The 17700-nt window shown below is 41.7% G+C and carries 14 protein-coding genes; 12 read left to right on the forward strand and 2 right to left on the reverse strand.

All coding sequences use genetic code 11. The features are described 5' to 3' along the window. Positions 1–143 precede the first annotated feature (143 nt). Positions 144–1466, forward strand: coding sequence for a hemolysin family protein (locus LJE72_RS05365; RefSeq protein WP_229246595.1), 1323 nt, complete (start codon positions 144–146; stop codon positions 1464–1466). Between the two features lie 143 nt (positions 1467–1609). After that, positions 1610–2923 carry a hemolysin family protein gene (locus tag LJE72_RS05370; RefSeq protein WP_229246596.1) on the forward strand — a complete coding sequence of 438 codons (1314 nt, stop codon included), beginning with the start codon at positions 1610–1612 and terminating at the stop codon, positions 2921–2923. A 134-nt stretch (positions 2924–3057) separates the two neighbouring features. On the opposite strand, the gene asnB is transcribed toward LJE72_RS05370, so the two are convergent. After that, the gene (asnB, locus tag LJE72_RS05375) at positions 3058–4944 is read right to left on the reverse strand and encodes an asparagine synthase (glutamine-hydrolyzing) (RefSeq protein WP_229246597.1); all 1887 of its coding nucleotides are present in this window, start codon (positions 4942–4944) and stop codon (positions 3058–3060) included. Between the two features lie 334 nt (positions 4945–5278). On the opposite strand from asnB, the gene LJE72_RS05380 reads away from it, so the two are divergent. The 3 genes from LJE72_RS05380 to LJE72_RS05390 all read left to right on the forward strand — a co-directional run bounded on the left by LJE72_RS05380 (position 5279) and on the right by LJE72_RS05390 (position 7325). Beyond that, positions 5279–5482 (forward strand): DUF3006 domain-containing protein, encoded by a 204-nt coding sequence (locus LJE72_RS05380; protein WP_229246598.1) that lies wholly within the window; start codon positions 5279–5281, stop codon positions 5480–5482. A gap of 17 nt (positions 5483–5499) precedes the next feature. Beyond that, entirely contained in the window at positions 5500–6750 is a 1251-nt protein-coding gene (locus LJE72_RS05385; RefSeq protein WP_229246599.1) for an MBL fold metallo-hydrolase, read from the forward strand. Positions 6751–6875: 125 nt separating this feature from the next. Continuing rightward, positions 6876–7325 carry a CBS domain-containing protein gene (locus LJE72_RS05390; protein ID WP_229246600.1) on the forward strand — a complete coding sequence of 150 codons (450 nt, stop codon included), beginning with the start codon at positions 6876–6878 and terminating at the stop codon, positions 7323–7325. Positions 7326–7405: 80 nt separating this feature from the next. Here the strand turns inward: LJE72_RS05390 and LJE72_RS05395 are convergent, their stop codons facing one another. After that, the gene (locus LJE72_RS05395; RefSeq protein ID WP_229246601.1) at positions 7406–8296 is read right to left on the reverse strand and encodes a hypothetical protein; all 891 of its coding nucleotides are present in this window, start codon (positions 8294–8296) and stop codon (positions 7406–7408) included. Between the two features lie 312 nt (positions 8297–8608). On the opposite strand from LJE72_RS05395, the gene LJE72_RS05400 reads away from it, so the two are divergent. The 7 genes from LJE72_RS05400 to LJE72_RS05430 all read left to right on the forward strand — a co-directional run bounded on the left by LJE72_RS05400 (position 8609) and on the right by LJE72_RS05430 (position 17429). Continuing rightward, a complete protein-coding gene (locus LJE72_RS05400; protein WP_229246602.1) occupies positions 8609–9832 on the forward strand; it encodes a PucR family transcriptional regulator in 1224 nt (407 codons plus the stop codon). 43 nt (positions 9833–9875) lie between these two features. After that, entirely contained in the window at positions 9876–11936 is a 2061-nt protein-coding gene (locus LJE72_RS05405; RefSeq protein ID WP_229246603.1) for a molybdopterin-dependent oxidoreductase, read from the forward strand. Further along, the gene (locus tag LJE72_RS05410) at positions 11933–12478 is read left to right on the forward strand and encodes a 4Fe-4S dicluster domain-containing protein (RefSeq protein ID WP_229246604.1); all 546 of its coding nucleotides are present in this window, start codon (positions 11933–11935) and stop codon (positions 12476–12478) included. Before LJE72_RS05405 ends, LJE72_RS05410 begins: the two co-directional genes overlap by 4 nt. Before the next feature lie 182 nt (positions 12479–12660). Further along, positions 12661–13371 carry a TorD/DmsD family molecular chaperone gene (locus LJE72_RS05415; protein ID WP_229246605.1) on the forward strand — a complete coding sequence of 237 codons (711 nt, stop codon included), beginning with the start codon at positions 12661–12663 and terminating at the stop codon, positions 13369–13371. Between the two features lie 38 nt (positions 13372–13409). Then, a complete protein-coding gene (locus LJE72_RS05420; protein WP_229246606.1) occupies positions 13410–15953 on the forward strand; it encodes a molybdopterin-dependent oxidoreductase in 2544 nt (847 codons plus the stop codon). A 15-nt stretch (positions 15954–15968) separates the two neighbouring features. Then, positions 15969–16520 (forward strand): DMSO/selenate family reductase complex B subunit, encoded by a 552-nt coding sequence (locus tag LJE72_RS05425; RefSeq protein WP_229246607.1) that lies wholly within the window; start codon positions 15969–15971, stop codon positions 16518–16520. Positions 16521–16553: 33 nt separating this feature from the next. Continuing rightward, positions 16554–17429: a dimethyl sulfoxide reductase anchor subunit family protein gene (locus LJE72_RS05430; RefSeq protein WP_229246608.1), complete on the forward strand. Its 876-nt coding sequence runs from the start codon at positions 16554–16556 to the stop codon at positions 17427–17429. Positions 17430–17700: the final 271 nt, after the last annotated feature.

Here is a 17700-nt window from a genome sequence, read left to right on the forward strand (position 1 = left end):
CCTTTGATATAACTGATAAAAGTGATGTATAATTATTTCTTAGCATAAGTACAAATAACAATATATAGATAAGATAATGAATCAGGTTTTCAGATATTAAAAGGAGGAGAAAAATCATAGACGGTCTGCTCTGGAGTAGCATAATGGTTTTAATTGCATTTTTGTTGGTTGGGTTAAATGGCATTTTTGTAGCTGCAGAATTTGCCATGGTTAAAGTACGTAAGACGCGTTTGGCGGAACTCGCCGAGAATGGTTCGCGTAGGGCACAAAGCGCACTTGAGGTTACCTCGCAACTTGATGCTTATCTCTCAGCCTGTCAGCTTGGAATTACGCTCTCTTCATTAGGTTTAGGTTGGATTGGTGAACCGGCGATTGCGGCTTTAATCGAACCGTTGTTTGAAGGAATTGCTGGTTGGAATACAATCTATACTCATAGCATCTCGATAGCAATAGCCTTTTCAATCATTTCACTATTACACATTGTATTAGGTGAGCTTGTCCCGAAATCATTGGCAATTCAAAAGGCAGAAAGTACAGCCCTTGCTACAGCTGGCTTTTTGAAAAACTTTTACTGGGTCTGTTATCCAGTTATTAGATCCCTTAATGCCTTAGCTAACCTTGTGTTGCGTATTTGGGGAATAGAACCAGCCAACGAAGCTGATTTATCACATAGTGAAGAAGAATTACGAATGCTAGTCGATGCTAGTCAAAAGCATGGATATTTAGATAAGTTAGAAGGTAAGCTTTTAGATAATGTGTTTGAGTTTTCTGATCGGATCGCTAGTGAGGTTATGATTCCTCGCCAAGATATGGTGTGCATTTTTATTCAGGACACGTTTGAGGAGATTCTCGAAGTAGTTAAGGAGCATGGACATACGCGTTATCTGCTGTGTGATGATGATAAAGATCACGTACTCGGTTTAGTCCATATGCGAGACATCATTCGACTGCAGGAACAGGCAGGTTCGAAGGATATTGCTCAAATTAAGCGAGATATCTTGGCTGTTCCTGAGGGTATGCCCATTTCTCATCTTGTCCAAAGAATGCGAAGTCAACGAACTCACATGGCTGTTGTGGTGGATGAATTCGGCGGATCAGCTGGACTGGTAACTCTCGAGGATATGTTGGAAGAATTAGTGGGAGAAATCTATGATGAGTTCGAGTTAGAACAACCGCCTATCCAAAAACTGGCCGAGAACGAATATGTGCTTAATGGGCGGGTCCTGATGGAAGAGGTTTCCGAAATGCTGGACATTCAGTTAGAGGAAGAAACTGTTTCAACCATCGGTGGATATGTTTTTTCTAGGCTAGGTCGAAAGCCTGCCAAAGGGGATGTCGTATATTTTGATGGTTTCCATTTTGAAGTAATGGAAGTCTTAGGGTTTAGAATTACCAAGGTTATGGTTAAAAGAACGATAAAAGAAACTAAAAATAACGAAGTAACAAATATCCATGAAGCTATTTAATATACCGATATTAGGCCCCGCTATTGCGTTAAGTATGTATAATAGTCAGCTAATATAAGTAAAATAGCTGAAAGAAAACCATGTTGTGTTTGAAAATTAAAGGAGGACAAAATATCATAGACGGACTGCTTTGGAGTATCATAATGATCTTAATGGCATTCTTGTTGGTTGGGCTGAATGGACTATTTGTGGCTGCTGAATTTTCCTTAGTCAAAGTACGTAAGACGCGTTTGGCAGAACTTGCGGAGAATGGTTCTCCGCGTGCACAAACTGCCCTACAAGTAGCTTCTGAACTTGATACTTACCTTTCTGCTTGTCAGCTGGGGATTACGCTCTCCTCCTTGGGGTTAGGTTGGATAGGTGAACCGGCGATTGCGGCCTTAATCGAACCTTTGTTTGCTGGAGTAGCTGGTTGGAACTCCATCTACACTCATACCATTTCAATAGCAATAGCTTTTTCGATCATCTCGTTATTACACATTGTCTTGGGTGAGCTTGTCCCTAAATCTTTAGCAATTCAGAAAGCGGAAAGTACAGCCCTTGCTACAGCTGGGTTTTTAAAAGGCTTTTACTGGGTCTGTTATCCGGTTATTCGATCACTTAATGGCTTAGCTAACCTTGTGTTGCTCATTTTAAAAATTGAACCAGCCAATGAGGCTGACTTATCACATAGCGAAGAAGAATTGCGAATGTTAGTCGATGCCAGTCAAAAACACGGCTATTTAGATAAATTAGAAGGTAAACTGTTAGATAACGTCTTTGAATTTTCAGATCGTAACGCTAGTGAAGTGATGGTACCACGTCAAGATATGGTGTGCATCTTCATCCAAGACACGTTTGAGGAGATTATCGGGACGATCAATAAATATGGACATACCCGTTATGTGCTGTGTGATGATGATAAGGACCATGTTCTGGGATTGGTTCATATGCGGGATATTATTCGGTTGCAAGAACAGTCGGGAACCAAAGATATTACTCAAGTTAAGCGGGATATTCTTGCCGTTCCAGAGGGGATGCCAATTTCGCATCTTGTCCAAAGAATGAGAAGTCAACGAAGTCATATGGCTGTTGTGGTGGATGAATTCGGTGGATCTGCTGGATTGGTGACCCTTGAAGACATGCTGGAAGAATTAGTCGGAGAAATCTATGATGAATTTGAGTTAGAACAACCGCCCATTCAGAAAATAACTGATAATGAATATCTTCTGAATGGACGTGTCTTGATGGAAGAAGTCTCAGAAATGCTGGATATTCAATTAGAGGAAGAAACCGTCTCTACAATTGGGGGATATATCTTTTCGAGGTTAGGACGAAAGCCTGTCAAAGGGGATATCATTTACTTTGAGAGTATTCAGTTTGAAGTTGTTGAGGTTATTGGGTTTAGAATTACCAAAATTAAGATTCTAAAAAAGCCTCAGGAAATTGAAAGTAACAAAGAGGCGAAAGAACATTAATCCAGCCTACCTGTTGCTTATTTTAGTGTGTGAGAGTTTGTAGCAATTAGACTAGTTTACAGACTTAAATCTAGAAAGGCCTGCAAAACAATCTTTTCCAGGCCTATAGATTTTAAAATAATTTGTATAACTTCTCAAGAAAAACGGATTTTGTTTTCCCGCAACCAGAAATTGGTTTGAATCAGATAAGCAAAGAGCTGTGGAATGTCCATTAATTGCCCAAACCAAGGACGACCCGAAGGAATAGTATCAGAGAGCTTCATTAAATCCTTAAGAGCAGGGAGATTTAAAAAGGGAAGAATCGGGGAGGTGCTGTCTTCGATGATTTCTTGCAACCAGGTACGAACAGCTAATAGGTAACTGGGGTGATGTGTTTTGGGGTAAGGGCTTTTACGACGCCAAAGCACATCTTCGGGTAGGACCCCGGTAAGAGCATGTCGGAGGAGTCCTTTTTCTCTGCCTTCCAGTGCTTTCATCTCCCATGGGATGTTCCAGGCATATTCAACAAGACGATGATCGCAGAAGGGAACGCGCACCTCTAACCCAGCAGCCATGGTCATGCGATCTTTGCGATCGAGGAGTGTAGGCATGAAACGGGTTATCGTTAAATAAGTGATCTCTCGGATACGGGCTTCGCGTTGAAGATTCTTCTTGACAGTTCGACTGTCTTGATGGGCAGAAGAAGAACCTGGCAGTTGGGGAATTTCGGCAAGAGCTTCTTCATAACGTGTTTTTAAATAGTCATCGGGGTGCAGACGTTCAATAAGGTCCGGTGATAGAACTTGTAAACGATTTTCCACATGAAGGGCCCAGGGAAAGGTTTGAGCATCCAGTGACTCTTGACGATGAAACCACGGATATCCTCCAAACACTTCATCGGCACATTCTCCGGATAACCCTACGGTGATCTTCTTTTTGATCTCTCGGGAAAAGAGTAATAATGAAGCATCTACATCCGCCATTCCCGGAAAATCGCGGGCTAGTGCAGCATCTTTGAGTGCCTGGACAAGTTCAGGGATATGAAAGGAACAGTTTGTGTGTTGGGTGCCGAAGGTCTGAGACATTCGTTCAATCCAAGGTCCATCCGCGCCGGGTTGGAAAGCATTAGGAAGAAAATACTTATCATTCTCAGCATAGTCTACAGAGAAGGTCGGCAGAGGCCCTTTATTGTTTTGCGCTTGGGACTCCGCGGCGATTGCCGTGATTGCACTTGAATCTAATCCCCCGGAGAGCAGAGTGCCAATGGGGACATCTGAAACCAACTGACGTTTTACCGTATCCAGAAAAAGGTCACGAATCTTTGCGGTGGTTGTCTTTAAGTCGTCTTCATGAACGTTATTAGGTAAGGCCCAATATCTGCGAATGTGCAGTCCGTTTTTAGAGTATAACAGAACATGACCTGGTTTTAATTCGGAAATGCCCTCGAAAACACCTACTCCGGGACTGCGGGCCGGGCCGACGAGGAAAATTTCGGATAAACCTTCTTTTCCGATGATGGGGGAAATGTCAGGATGCCTCAATAAAGCTTTTATTTCGGAAGCGAAAACGAGGGAACCGGTCTGCTCACGATAAAAGAGCGGTTTAACCCCTAAACGGTCACGTGCAATAAACAACTGTTCCTCTTTACTGTCCCAAATTCCAAAAGCAAAAATTCCATTTAAGCGCTCTACGCATGAGGGTCCCCACTCTAAGTAGGATAGAAGTACTGCTTCAGTATCAGAATGTCCCTCGAAAGAATAACCACGGCTTATAAGTTCTTGGCGGATATCTTGTGTGTTATAGAGTTCGCCATTATAGATGAGGGTAAACGTATATTCACCACGCTGACGAATCATGGGTTGACGACCGCCTTGGGGATCAACCACTATTAGTCGTCTATGTCCGAAAGCAACACGTGGGGAAAGCCAATATCCTTCTGCATCAGGCCCTCGGGGAATTAATGTATTTGTCATACCGATTAGAACTTCTTTTTGAAGAGTCAGATCATGCTCCCAATTTACCATGCCAACGATACCGCACATTTTGTAGGTCCTCCTTTGTTTGAAACAGATAATCATTATCAGCTACTTCTTATGCAATCTATGTTTTTAGGGTGTAAAAGGTTCCGTTTTTTTCATAATTGCTTTTAGTTTTAGGGACCCCCTAGTTATCAATGAAGATCATGCTTGATATTTATAAGACATATGCAAGTTGATGGTTAGGTTAATCAGGTGCGGTCAAGTCATGAGGATCCGGTTCTGTGGAAAAAAGGCTTTACTTCACTCTATAGTATTAGCCGAATATACTGGTGTTATCTAAAATGATTATCAATTCATTACAAGCTCTTAAAAAAGTATCACAAAGGGGGAGTGCGGTATGTATATCATAGATCGGTTTGAAGGGGATTGGGCTATTATTGAAACTGATAATCGCGCCACGTTTAATTTACCCCGCAGTGTCTTGACAGCGGATCTTAAAGAAGGGGATGTAATTCACGTCTTAGTAAGTCTTGATTCAGAAGCAACATTACAGCGTTCGAAAAATGCCAAAAGTCTGCTGGAAAACTTTTTCGATCAATAGAAGAGGAGTTTACAAAAGTGTTATTTCGCATAAAACAGTTCATCTTACCCATTATCATTTTCTTGGTGTTTGGTCTTTCCGGATGCGCTAGATCGGAAATTGCGCCTACTCAGACTGTTACTGGAACCAATGGAATATTGCAAGTTCATTTTATTGACGTAGGTCAGGCGGATTGTATTCTCATTATTTCCCCCGATGGACAGTCAATTCTTATTGATGGCGGAAATAATGATGATGGGGTAAAAGTAGTAAGTTACATAAAATCTCAGGGGGTCAAAGAACTTTCAGCTATTGTAGCAACCCATCCTCATGAGGACCATATAGGAGGATTAGATTCAGTCATTCAAAGCATACCTGCTAAAACCGTCTATATGCCAAATGTAAGCTCTAACACCAGAACATTTGAAGACTTTATGGCTGCTGTTAATATCAGTGGCGCAAAGAAAATCCAAGCAAAAGCAGGAGTGAGCTTAAATGTTCCGGATATTACAGGGATATTTCTTGCACCCAACAATAGCAGTTATGAAGAACTGAACAATTTCAGCGCAGTATTAAAAGTGACGTATGGTGAAGTATCCTTTCTTTTCGAAGGGGATGCTGAAGATATTTCTGAAGAGGAAATGCTTCAGACTAGACAAAACTTAAAAGCAACTGTGCTTAAAGTTGGCCATCATGGGAGCAAAAGCTCAACAACCAGTGAATTTTTAAAGGCTGTATCTCCGCAGTATGCCATTATTTCGGTGGGTGCTGATAATGAGTACGGTCATCCAACAACAACCGTTTTAGATAGGTTTGCCGAGGCAGGGATTGAAGTTTTTAGAACGGACCAATCAGGAACAATTGTAGCTTCGACAGATGGAGAAGCAATAAAATTTGATAAGAATGTATCAATACAAAATGCTCCAAGTACTAATTCATCCACACCAACTGAACCCGAGCCAAGTCTAACACCCTCTGCCTCCACTTCACAGGGGCTGGTGGAGTTATCGAATGTTGATTTAAAAGGAGAAGCAGTGACCTTAACTAATAGGAGTAATACAGCGGTTAATCTAACCGGGTGGAAATTAGTGAGTGAAGTTGGCAATCAAATCTATAATTTCCCCACGGATACAACCTTAACTGCAGGTGGGTCGCTTAAAGTTGTAAGCGGAGAGAAAGCACGGGCGGGAGCGGATAGTTTACTTTGGACGGAATCAAATATCTGGAACAATGACGGCGATCCTGCAGCACTCTACGATGCTCAAGGGCAACTGGCAGCTAAAAGATAGTGATTAGGTTAGGGAAGGCAATTCCATAGGCTATGAACAAATATGTAAAAATTATGATACAATACGATAAGTGGATGGCAAGTGAAAATTACAATGTTAGGAAATGTAGAAAAGGAGTGATTTTTATGAAGGTCATGGATGTTATGCAAACAAATGTCATTACCATTCAAATGGATCTGGAAATCAAGGAAATCGCCAAAATATTATATGACAATAAGATTTCCGGTGCGCCTGTAGTTGATACTGCTGGTAATTTAGTAGGGATTGTCAGTGAAGGAGACTTATTACATAAAGAAACAAATCCACAGATCCCTGGAGTGTTTGGAATTTTAGGAGCACTTATTTATTACCGCGGTGTTAAACAATATGAATCCGATTTAAAAAAATTGATTGCGGTGCAAGCCTCAGAAATCATGACTCTGAATGTGGTGGAAATCTCTAAAGAGGCCAGTATAGAAGAGGCAGCATCCTTAATGGTTAGTAAAAAGATCAAACGATTGCCCGTTATTGAGAATGGGAAGATCATTGGAATAGTAACTAGAATGGATATTATAAAAACCTTAATTGCAGATTAATAGAAGCGAAACAGGGGTAAAAAAAGGGACAGGTACGTTGTTTATTTCCAGCTAAACAACGTACCTGTCCTCATCTATTTCTATTTGCTAAATTGAGAGGTGTCCCTAATACTAACATCAAATTCTTCTTTTTTACCATTCAAGGTTACCTTTACTTCGTAAACATCATTCTCCAGGGGTATATAGCCATTGCCCCCTCCGGAACCAAGGTGGGGTCCTTTTATAAGCTCTTCAGGGGTTATTTCGTCCCACGTAACGCCAAATTTATTGCCTATGGTACTGAAGCTGTACTCCATTGGAACCGGATGCTCAGGGATTTGACCTTTGTAAGTAAGAGTTGGTTTTTTTGTATGATAACTCTCGTGATGAACCTTGTTTTCACTGTCATCAGTCCACCAATGTTCATAATAGTTTACGGTAAGCTTAGCTTCCCAGCTTGCGCTTTTACCAGTGAAGACAATCTCTTTTCCATCATTAAGATCTTTGAAGATCGCCTTACTTATCTTCATCATATAATCATTAACTACCTGATCTTTTTCTTTGAACGGATAGGCTATTAGATAGATTAACTGAAGGTTTTTTACCTTATATAACTTAGGGTAATAAGACTTGTCTTGAAGAGCAAGCGACAACTTGTCTAACAGCTCAAACTCATCAAATTTCTGTTGTCTCTCTATAAAGGAGCGGAGTGTATAAATCAAAAGTTGGTTTCCGTGAGAATCCATATAGATAGTTGGCTCGGTGTCTTCGACCTTATAATCTTCCGGATTAAGCGAGGACTCAGGCTTTAAGACAATTCCATGCATTCTAAGAGTTCGAATTACATCGTGAGCATCGAGTATCTCCTTGCCGACTGCTTCCCTTGCCTTATAACTTACGAATACAGAACTCGTAAGGATGAGAGTAACAAGGACAACAAAGAATGCAGAGGTATACTTGAGACGGATGAAGGAAGATATCTCCTTTTCCATTCTCTCCCCTCTTTCTATTCTAAGAGTGCATTTTAGAGAGAAATAGCTACATAAATCAATGCTCGATTTCATTAAAGGGAAAATGCTCTTTTCTAACCCTATCATATTATTGATATAATGCGATACCCTTGGATGAAAAAATTGTAAAGTTAAAGTTCAATTGATGAGGTAAACTAACTGGGACTCAGATATCAAGATGCCATTTTTCGACATTGTTACTAACATAAACCGATAATATCTGATATAATATTAAAAATATACAATTTTCACCGAATTAGCCTTTAAGGAGGCTCTATTGAGAGGAGGAATCTTGTGGACATTCATGAAGTGCAAAGATTGCAATCTGATTTATTAAAAATAATTGCAGAAGGATCTGGAGTAGCGGGTATCGTTGAAGCCTTAGCCAAAGTGATCGAAACTCCTGTTATTGTGACAAATGAATTTCATAAAATTCTTGCTTCCACGCATAAGGATTACCCCAGATATTCCTTCATCAGAAGTAGTAATATTGGATCTGAAAAGAGTCCTGAATTGTATCAAATTAATTTGGGAAGCAATATGAATGAGGCTTATCAATTTCCAAGTTTTATTAAAAATAAAACCCTTGGATTTTTAATTATTTTCAATGAAGGATTGGATTCTATGTCCATAAAAAGCTTGGGAGAATCTGCTTCTCTTGTCTTGGCGGTTCAGTTAGCTAAAGAAAAAGAGTTTTCGTTATCTGAGAAGAGGTATATTGATGCTTTTTTATTTGACCTTCTCTATGGCAACATAGAATCTGGGGAGGATATCATTGCCAGAGGGGAACTATGGGGATGGGATCTGAGTCGGCCACAATTTGTTTTAGTCTTTGAATTAGAGAATTACGACTATTTTTCAGGAGACAGAGATCTGCTTGAGATGCTTTTTGACAGCGTACAATCAGTGATGAATGAGTTGAGTGAAAAAACAATTTTAACAAAGAAAAAGGGAGAAGTTATTGCTATTCTCTTTAGGTCTAAGGATAGTCAGCGGGAACAAAGTGAATACACAAAGTTATTGGCTGACAAGATAAAAAGTCTCGTACAGGAAAGAATTCCCTCCAAAGTATTGCGCTTAGGAATCGGAAGGATATACAAAAATCCAAAGGACATCTTCCGCAGTTTTCAAGAAGCAAAAGTGGCCTTGGAGCTGGGAAGGTTGATGGACTCACGCTTAAGAACCCCTTTTTTTACTAAATTAGGGGTAGCAAGGATTCTTTATAATCATGACCGCCATGAGTTAGCAGAACTGTACAAAGAGACTTTAGGAGAACTCGAACGCTACGATCTTGTCAACAATTCTGATTTTATGAAAACTCTGGAAACCTTCTTAGCACATCGATGCGATTTAAAGGAGACAGCTAAAGTAAGCTATGTACATCCTAACACCCTGCGTTATCGCTTAAAGAAGATTCAAGAAATATTGGATGTAAATCTGGATGATTTTGACACGAAGCTCGATCTTATGGTTGCCTTTAAGATTAAATTCCTGAAGGCATCAGAAATTGATAAGTAACCTCGGTTTCCTTTAAGCTGCACTGGAAAAGGAGGAGAAACGATTGTTAAGTGACGTTAAGGTATTTAAGAATGTTTGTCCGCGTAACTGTTACAATACTTGTGCTATGCTTTCTTATGTAGTTGATGGTAAATTAATTAAAGTAGAGGGCGACCCGTCACATGGATACTGCCAGGGACGCCTATGTGGCAAAGGGTATGCTTATACGCGCTATGTTTATAGTCCCAAGCGGCTGCGTTATCCCCTAAAACAGTATCCAAGAGGCTCAGGAAATTGGGTGCGCATCACCTGGGAAGAGGCATTTAATCTTATCTCAGCTAAACTATTAGAGTTAAATCATCGTTATGGTTCAAATCGCTCTCTCGCTTATAACAAATGCTCAGGCAATGTGGGTATCTTGCACTATGCTACAGAAGGGATGTTTAACAGCTTTGGTTCCCATACTAAGTTAAGAGGCAACCCTTGTATGTCTGCAGGTATGGATGCAGTAGAATATAGTTCTGGAGAGGGAAGAAGTCCTGACCCTGAAGCGATGACAAACTCTAAACTAATCGTTATTTGGGGAGCCAACCCTGCTTGGACCGCTGTTCATCAACTTAACTTTATAAATCAAGCCAGAGATAAGGGAGCAGTACTTGTTGTTATTGACCCAGTCTATACTGCGACGGCTGCCACGGCAGACCATTATATCCAAGTACGGCCCGGAACAGATGGGTTGTTAGCATTAGGGATTGCTAAGGTCTTGGTTGAAGAGGGCAGGTATGATTCCTCGTTTGTTAAGGAGCATGTTGTAGGATGGGAAAGCTTTTATAAGTATCTACAAGAGAAAGTAAGTTTAGAAGAGGTGCAACGTTTAACTGGAGTTGCAGAAAATGTTCTGCAGTTACTTGCAGACCTATACAGTCAAAACGATCCGGCAACCAATTGGTGCGGTTACGGCTTACAGAGGCATCAAAATGGCGGTCAAAATGTGAGAGCAATCTACACGTTGAGTGCCTTAACGGGCAATGTAGGTAAAATAGGCGGAGACTTTTATTATTTTCATCCTAGTACAGATTTTTTTCCCATGAATTTATTAAATCTTCAGGGTCCCGATGATGGTCAAGTATCAAGAGCCCTTGATATAAATAATTATCCGTCACAGGCATTATCTCTAGTGGACCCACCTATGAAGTTTTTGTGGATTGCAGCCCGAAATCCTTTGAGTCAGGACCAAGAGGTTCAAGATTGGACGAGGTTGTTAAAAGAGCTGGAGATGGTAGTAACTGTTGATTTATTTATGACAAAAACCGCAGAAGCGTCGGATATTGTACTCCCTGCAACAAGTCATTTTGAGGACTTCGATATAAATGTGAGTTATTGGCACCACTGGTTAGCCCTTAATCAAAAGGCCATAGAACCATATTATGAAGCTAAAAGTGATTTGGAAATTGCCAAAGAATTGACTCGAAGGCTAAATGAATTACAGCCGGGTTTCTCTAATTTTCCAAGCGAACGCACCGCAGAGGAATGGATTGAGAGCGAATTTACTTCAGAAATACTAAGACTCTATGGGCTGTCGAGTTGGAGAGATCTTGAAGAAGTTCCAGCAAAACTCCAATTCGGAAATAATCCTTGGCTTGATTTAAATTTTAAAACTAACACAGGTAAATTTGAAATTTTCTCCAAGAATGCCAAAGATGACAAACTTCCAGCTTTGCCAAGGTTTTGGGCTGAAAGCAGTGATCTTTCCTTTCCTCTTCGTATGCTAACTCCGCAAAACATCACTAGCATACATTCTCAGAACTGGGCATTAGAGTGGATAGGCTCTGACAAGAGAGGGAATGTGGTAACTTTAAATCCTCAAGACGCTGTTCAGAGAAAGGTTGAGGATGGAGATCTCGTCAGGATTTATAATGCTCAGGGAAGCGTCACTCGGAAAGCGCGGCTAAATCCCGAAGTATTACAAGGAATGGTTATTATTTATCAGGGCGGCAAAGAACCCGTGAATAGCCTGCTTTCCGGTTTATCTGCCGATATGGGGAAAAAACACAGTGGGAGTGAAGGAGCGGCGCTTTATAATGCTTTTGTCGAAGTGGAAAAGATCGTGAGGAGTCAGATATGACTGAACAAATGGGTTTTTTGTTTAATGCAGAACGGTGTGTCGGGTGTAAATCCTGCGAGATGGCTTGTAAAAATGAGAACTCTACGCCAGCTAATGTCAATTGGCGCAGAGTATCATCCCTAAGCACAGGAAACAACCTCTCAATATCCTGTAATCATTGTGAAAGTCCAGAATGCTTTAGGGTTTGCCCGCAAAGAGCTTATGTTAAGCGCAGGGATGGCATAGTGATGATTAATATAAATCGTTGTGATGGGTGTATGACCTGCGTTTCTGCTTGTCCCTATAAAGCGCCTCAATTTGACTTAGAGAAACAAAAGGCTAGTAAATGTACGTTTTGCTTGCCACGCAGAGAAGTGGGTCTGCTGCCGGCATGTGTAAGCGCGTGTCATACAGGAGCTCTAAGCGTCATAAATACTGATCAGCCTCCTAAGAATACAGTACCAACTATAGAAGGTTTTCCGGATATTCGACTGACGAAACCCTCTATTCGGTTTCGACCTGTCAAAGAAAAGTTAAGGTATTGGGTATCATCTAAAGAATGATCTGGACGGTTGTAATTAAGTAAGTGTACTCCCATGTAGAGTGAACTGAATCTACATGGGGGATTTCATTATTCAGCACTCATACTATTATCTTTGTATTTACATACAAAAATAATAGGCAATATCTATACTCTTGTACAAATCCAAATGTGCAATAATAGTAATGAATGGGGGTGATTTATATGTTAGATGGCATGATGGCTCAAAAGACATTCAAACCGGTTAATGAAAAGGGTTTGGCCCTAATAGAGCTGAGAGCCTACGCATATGACGTCTTAAGGAGGACTTTTGCTTCGGAACCGTCACAAGAGTATTTAGGCTTGATGAAGGATACCATTGATCAGTTTCCCTTTTCCTCAGAAAGTGAATATATTCTCAAAGGTATAGAGGCTGTTAAAAAATCACTTGACCAGCTTGACCGAAGTGTTGGAATTAGTAAGGATGTCTCGGAAGAACTGCTTTGGGACTATACCCGCATGTTTATCGGTCCTGATCAATTAGTTGCACCCCCTTGGGAGTCGGCCTATGCCAATGAGGACAAACTCCTTTTTCAAAAGGAAACTCTGGCGGTAAGAGAGGCCTATCTAAAATATTTATTTCTCCCAGTTCAATTTCAGCAGGAAGCTGACGACCACATTGGCTTGGAGCTGGATTTTATGTATCAGCTATGTCTTATCCTTTATGAAAAAATGAAGTCCGGGGATTTGAGTTATGCAGAGGTTTTAGAGGATCAGAAAAGCTTCCTTCAACAACACCTTCTAACGTGGGTTGATCGCTTTGGCAAGGATGTTGTAAATAATTCCGCCACGGATTTCTACAAAGGAATGGCAAATATCCTGACAGGATATTTGTCATTAGATCAAAGAGCTATCGAGGAGCTCTTGGCAATCTAAAAGAGTGTGTTTTTAATTTCTATGGAGGTGAATCTTATATGGCAAATCTGGTCGACAAAGCAATTACCCATAAGCTAAGCAGAAGGTCTTTTCTTGGTTTGTCAGCAGGTGCCGTTGCGGCTGTTGCTCTTCCGGGGTGCGGGTTGCAGAAGGTTGATGCTGAAAAGGCTGCCGAGTTATCCCAAAAAGAAGGAGAATGGATCACCGCGGCATGCTGGCATAACTGCGGGGGTCGATGTCTCAACAAAGCATATGTTGTTGATGGGGTTGTCCTTCGACAGAAAACAGACGATACCCATCCGGACAGTCCGGACTTTCCTCAACAAAGAGGCTGTGCTCGGGGACGTTCACACAGAAAAATGGTTCTGGGTGCAGATCGGCTCAAATATCCCATGAAGCGTAAGAACTGGGAACCCGGGGGCGGCAAAAAAGAACTTCGGGGTAAGGACGAGTGGGTTCGTATTACTTGGGACGAAGCGTTAGATATCATGGCCAGTGAGCTTAAGCGGGTCAAAGAAAAGTACGGAAATGCTGGCTTCTTTGCGCCTGCCGGCGGTTCCGGTGGCGGAATGGAACCGCAACGCCTCCTAAATGCCTATGGTGGTTGCACAGAGCGGTGGGGGAATGTTTCCTGGGGGTCATGGCCCGATGTATATAGTACAGTCACAGGTCTTCCGAATAATGGAGCTTCCTCAGGTAATGATCGATTTAGATTGCGTGATTCAAAACTCATAATCCTCTGGGGTGCAAACCCTGCTCAATCAAGTCAAGGCCTTCCGACCTATAACTATTTACAAGCTAAGAAGGCCGGGGCGAAGTTTATTGTCATTGATCCACTTTATACAGAGTCTGCCAGAACTTTGGGAGACGAATGGATTCCGGTTCGCCCTGCAACTGACACAACCCTGCTCTTGGGAATGGCTCATCATATCATCACTAACAATTTACTCGATCAGAAATTCTTGGATAATTGCACGATTGGATTTGACGCTGATCATATGCCAGAGGGCGCAGACCCTAAAGAGAACTTTAAGGATTATGTTCTAGGAACCTACGACGGGACACCAAAGACTGCGGAATGGGCTTCAAAGATCTGTGGTGTCAGCGCAGAAATCATCCAAAAGTTTGCTCAAGAATATGCCACGACTAAACCAGCAGCTATCATTTCAGGGGGAGCACCAGCCCGTATCAATAATGGAGAACACTTACCGCATGCCATGATGACCCTCGCCTATATGACGGGGAATGTGGGAATTCCGGGCGCGGGAGTTAGTCCTAATATGCATAACTCGGCAACTAATGCGGGGCCGGCATTAGTTCAACCCGGGGGTAATGGCATCCCAAAAGTCAACAATCCCATCGCGCAAAACCGAATCAATAGCGGGGAAATGTGGGATGCGGTTCTTAATGGTCAATTCACTGAAAGCAAAGGGAAGAAGATCGATGTTAATATCCAAATGATCTGGAACTGGTTTAGTCATACCTTAAATCAGAGAGCCGGCGCGACCCGAGGAATTGAAGCTCATAAAAAAGTTGAATTTGCAGTTGCTCAAAATCTTTTTTTGACTACTGACGCTAGGTATTCTGATTTAGTATTACCGGTTACATCCCAATGGGAGAGACTGGGAGGATTACTCACAGGAAATCGAGAAATTCTCATTTATCATACTCAAGTTATTAAGCCGCTTTTCGAGGCTAAAAGTGATATGTGGATTGTGACAGAAATCGCTAAACGCTTAGGGGTAGATACCAAAATTGTTAACCCAATTTCTGAGGAGCAACAATTATACAATGCAATTGCAGGTGCAAAGGTCATCAAAGCGGATGGATCTGATTATGAGAAATTAGTAACTATGACTGCGGAAGACATTCAGGAACTCGGAGCAAAAGGGACACCTCAGACCGGACGAATCTCCTATCAAGAATTCAAAGAAAAAGGGATTTATCAAGTCCCAAGATCTCGTGGAGATAAATTAGAATTTACGAGTTTTGAAGATTTCTTGGCAGATCCTGTTGGCAAAAAATTGGCCACTCCCAGTGGTAAATTTGAAATCTACTGTGATTCCCTCTCTAAGAAGATCGAAAAAATTGGTTTTAGTACAAAGTCTCCTATTCCGAAATATGATCCACCTTTGGAAGGATATGAAGACGGCTTAAAGGATGGCTATAATTTCCAGATTGTAACGATTCATTATTATAGACGTTCCCACTCAACCCTGGACAATGTTCCCTGGCTTAGGGAAGCTTTCCCACAAGAGTTTTGGATGAATGCGAGCGATGCCGCAAATTTAGGGATTAAGAACAATGATATCGTGAAAGTAACAAGTCGTCACGGTACCGTAATCCGTCCCGCCTATGTCACAGAACGGATCATGCCGGGAGTCGTGGCCCTGGGAGAAGGGGCCTGGGTTGAGATGGATGAACAAGCGGGAGTAGATAAGGCCGGAAGCACCGGGATCCTCAACGGCCATATCGCTACGGGTCAAGGTCATTCAGGCTATAATTCATGTAATGTCAAGGTTGAGAAGTACGATAAGCCCCTTGAGCCAGATGTCAAATGGCCTCAACGAATCATTTTCTAAGAGAGGTGAAGAAGAATGGCACAACTAGGATTTTATTATGATATGACAATTTGTACGAGTTGCAAAGTGTGTCAAATAGCCTGTAGTGATAAAAACGATTTGGAAGTCGGGACTCTTTTCCGAAAAGTTCATAATTTTGAAGGGGGAAAGTTCCCAAAACCTTGGGCGTATAACCTTTCCATGGCCTGTAATCATTGTGCAGAACCTAAATGTACGAAGAACTGTCCGACAGGAGCACTGTACAAAAGGGAAAAAGACGGTATTGTAATGTTTGACGAGGAAAAGTGCATTGGTTGTAAGTTGTGCACTTGGTCCTGTCCTTATGGAGCCCCCAAATATATTGAGTCCAAAGGGAAATCAGGAAAGTGTAATTTCTGTGTGGATCTGATTGATGCAGGGGAACAACCTGCCTGTGTAGATGCTTGTCAAATGAGAGCCCTTGAATTTGGTGATATCGAAGAACTGCGCAAAAAATATGGCAATACAGCAGATATCAAGGGACTGCCTGAATCAGGAATAACCCACCCGTCAATTACGATTACTCCGAATAAAGAAGCCATGAAGTAAATTCAAGCAAAGTGATAAAAGGAGGCCTGATCAATGTTTGCTGAAGAATGGCCCTTAATGATGTTTACCCTAATTAGTCAGCTTGCAATAGGAAGTTTTATTATGCTCGTTCTCATTCGCTCTATGTTAGCTAAAAAAGATGCTTTGTCAGCTCAACGTCTGACAAGTTTCGGTTTTCTGGCAGTAGGGCCAATCATGGCGCTAGCCCTTTTCTTCTCGCTCTTTCACCTGGGGACTCCAATGGGTGCCTATCGATCCATCTTGAACCTAAGTTCATCTTGGTTAAGTCGTGAAATATTGACGGCTGGTTTGTTCTTTGTTTTGTGGTTCGCCACCTACAAAGCTTATCAGAAAGAAAATGCAGGCAATGCCTTAGGATGGATAACCTCTCTAGTCGGACTGCTCACCATTTTTAGCATGGCGAGTATCTATAGCAGTTCCATTCGTCCGGCTTGGTCCAATGCCCATACCTTTATCGCTTTCTTCGGGGCAACCCTCGTGTTGGGGTATGCGGGAACTATGGCGCTGATCGGCCACATTGTTAAAGGGCAAACCTTATCGGCTGAGGCAATGGCTGCTTTAAAGAAAGTCGGCTATGCAGCAGCAGTGGCACTAATCATTCCTTTGATTTACCTGCCAGTATACTTTGGCAATCTTAATAGTGGTGACGCAGCAGCTCAAGCTTCCAGTATGCTCTTATCCGGCAGCTACCTGATCCCACTAGTCCTTAGGTGGGTACTCTCCCTAATCGGAGTTATGATGCTAATAAACGTAATAGTTAAGCAAAGTAAAGGAGCAAAAACTCTTCCTGCAAACAGCATTCTCTTAGCTGTGGCCTTAATCCTGGTTGGAGAATTTATTGGCAGATATGTATTTTATGCTTCAGCAGTGTCTATCATGATAGGATAAAAATACTCAGAATTGATAGTTTTGCCTGGATTTAAAACAAGAAAGATCTCGTAGAAAAATCCTTTTCCATAATGGGAAAGGATTTTTCGCTTTGTTTAGTGCCTTGAAGGCGTCTCTTATACTTTAGGGAAATGGATTTCAGGTGAGGTCCTTACTTGCATCTATGAAAGGGGGGATAATCACCTATGTTCTGTTAATGTTGAAATTGCCGTGGCCAAGGGCTTAGCGGTTGCCAAGTGATTTTATTAGGCAACTATAAGCTAGTGTGAAT

The sequence above is a fragment of the Desulfosporosinus shakirovi genome (assembly GCF_020595055.1).
GTDB lineage: Bacteria > Bacillota > Desulfitobacteriia > Desulfitobacteriales > Desulfitobacteriaceae > Desulfosporosinus > Desulfosporosinus shakirovi.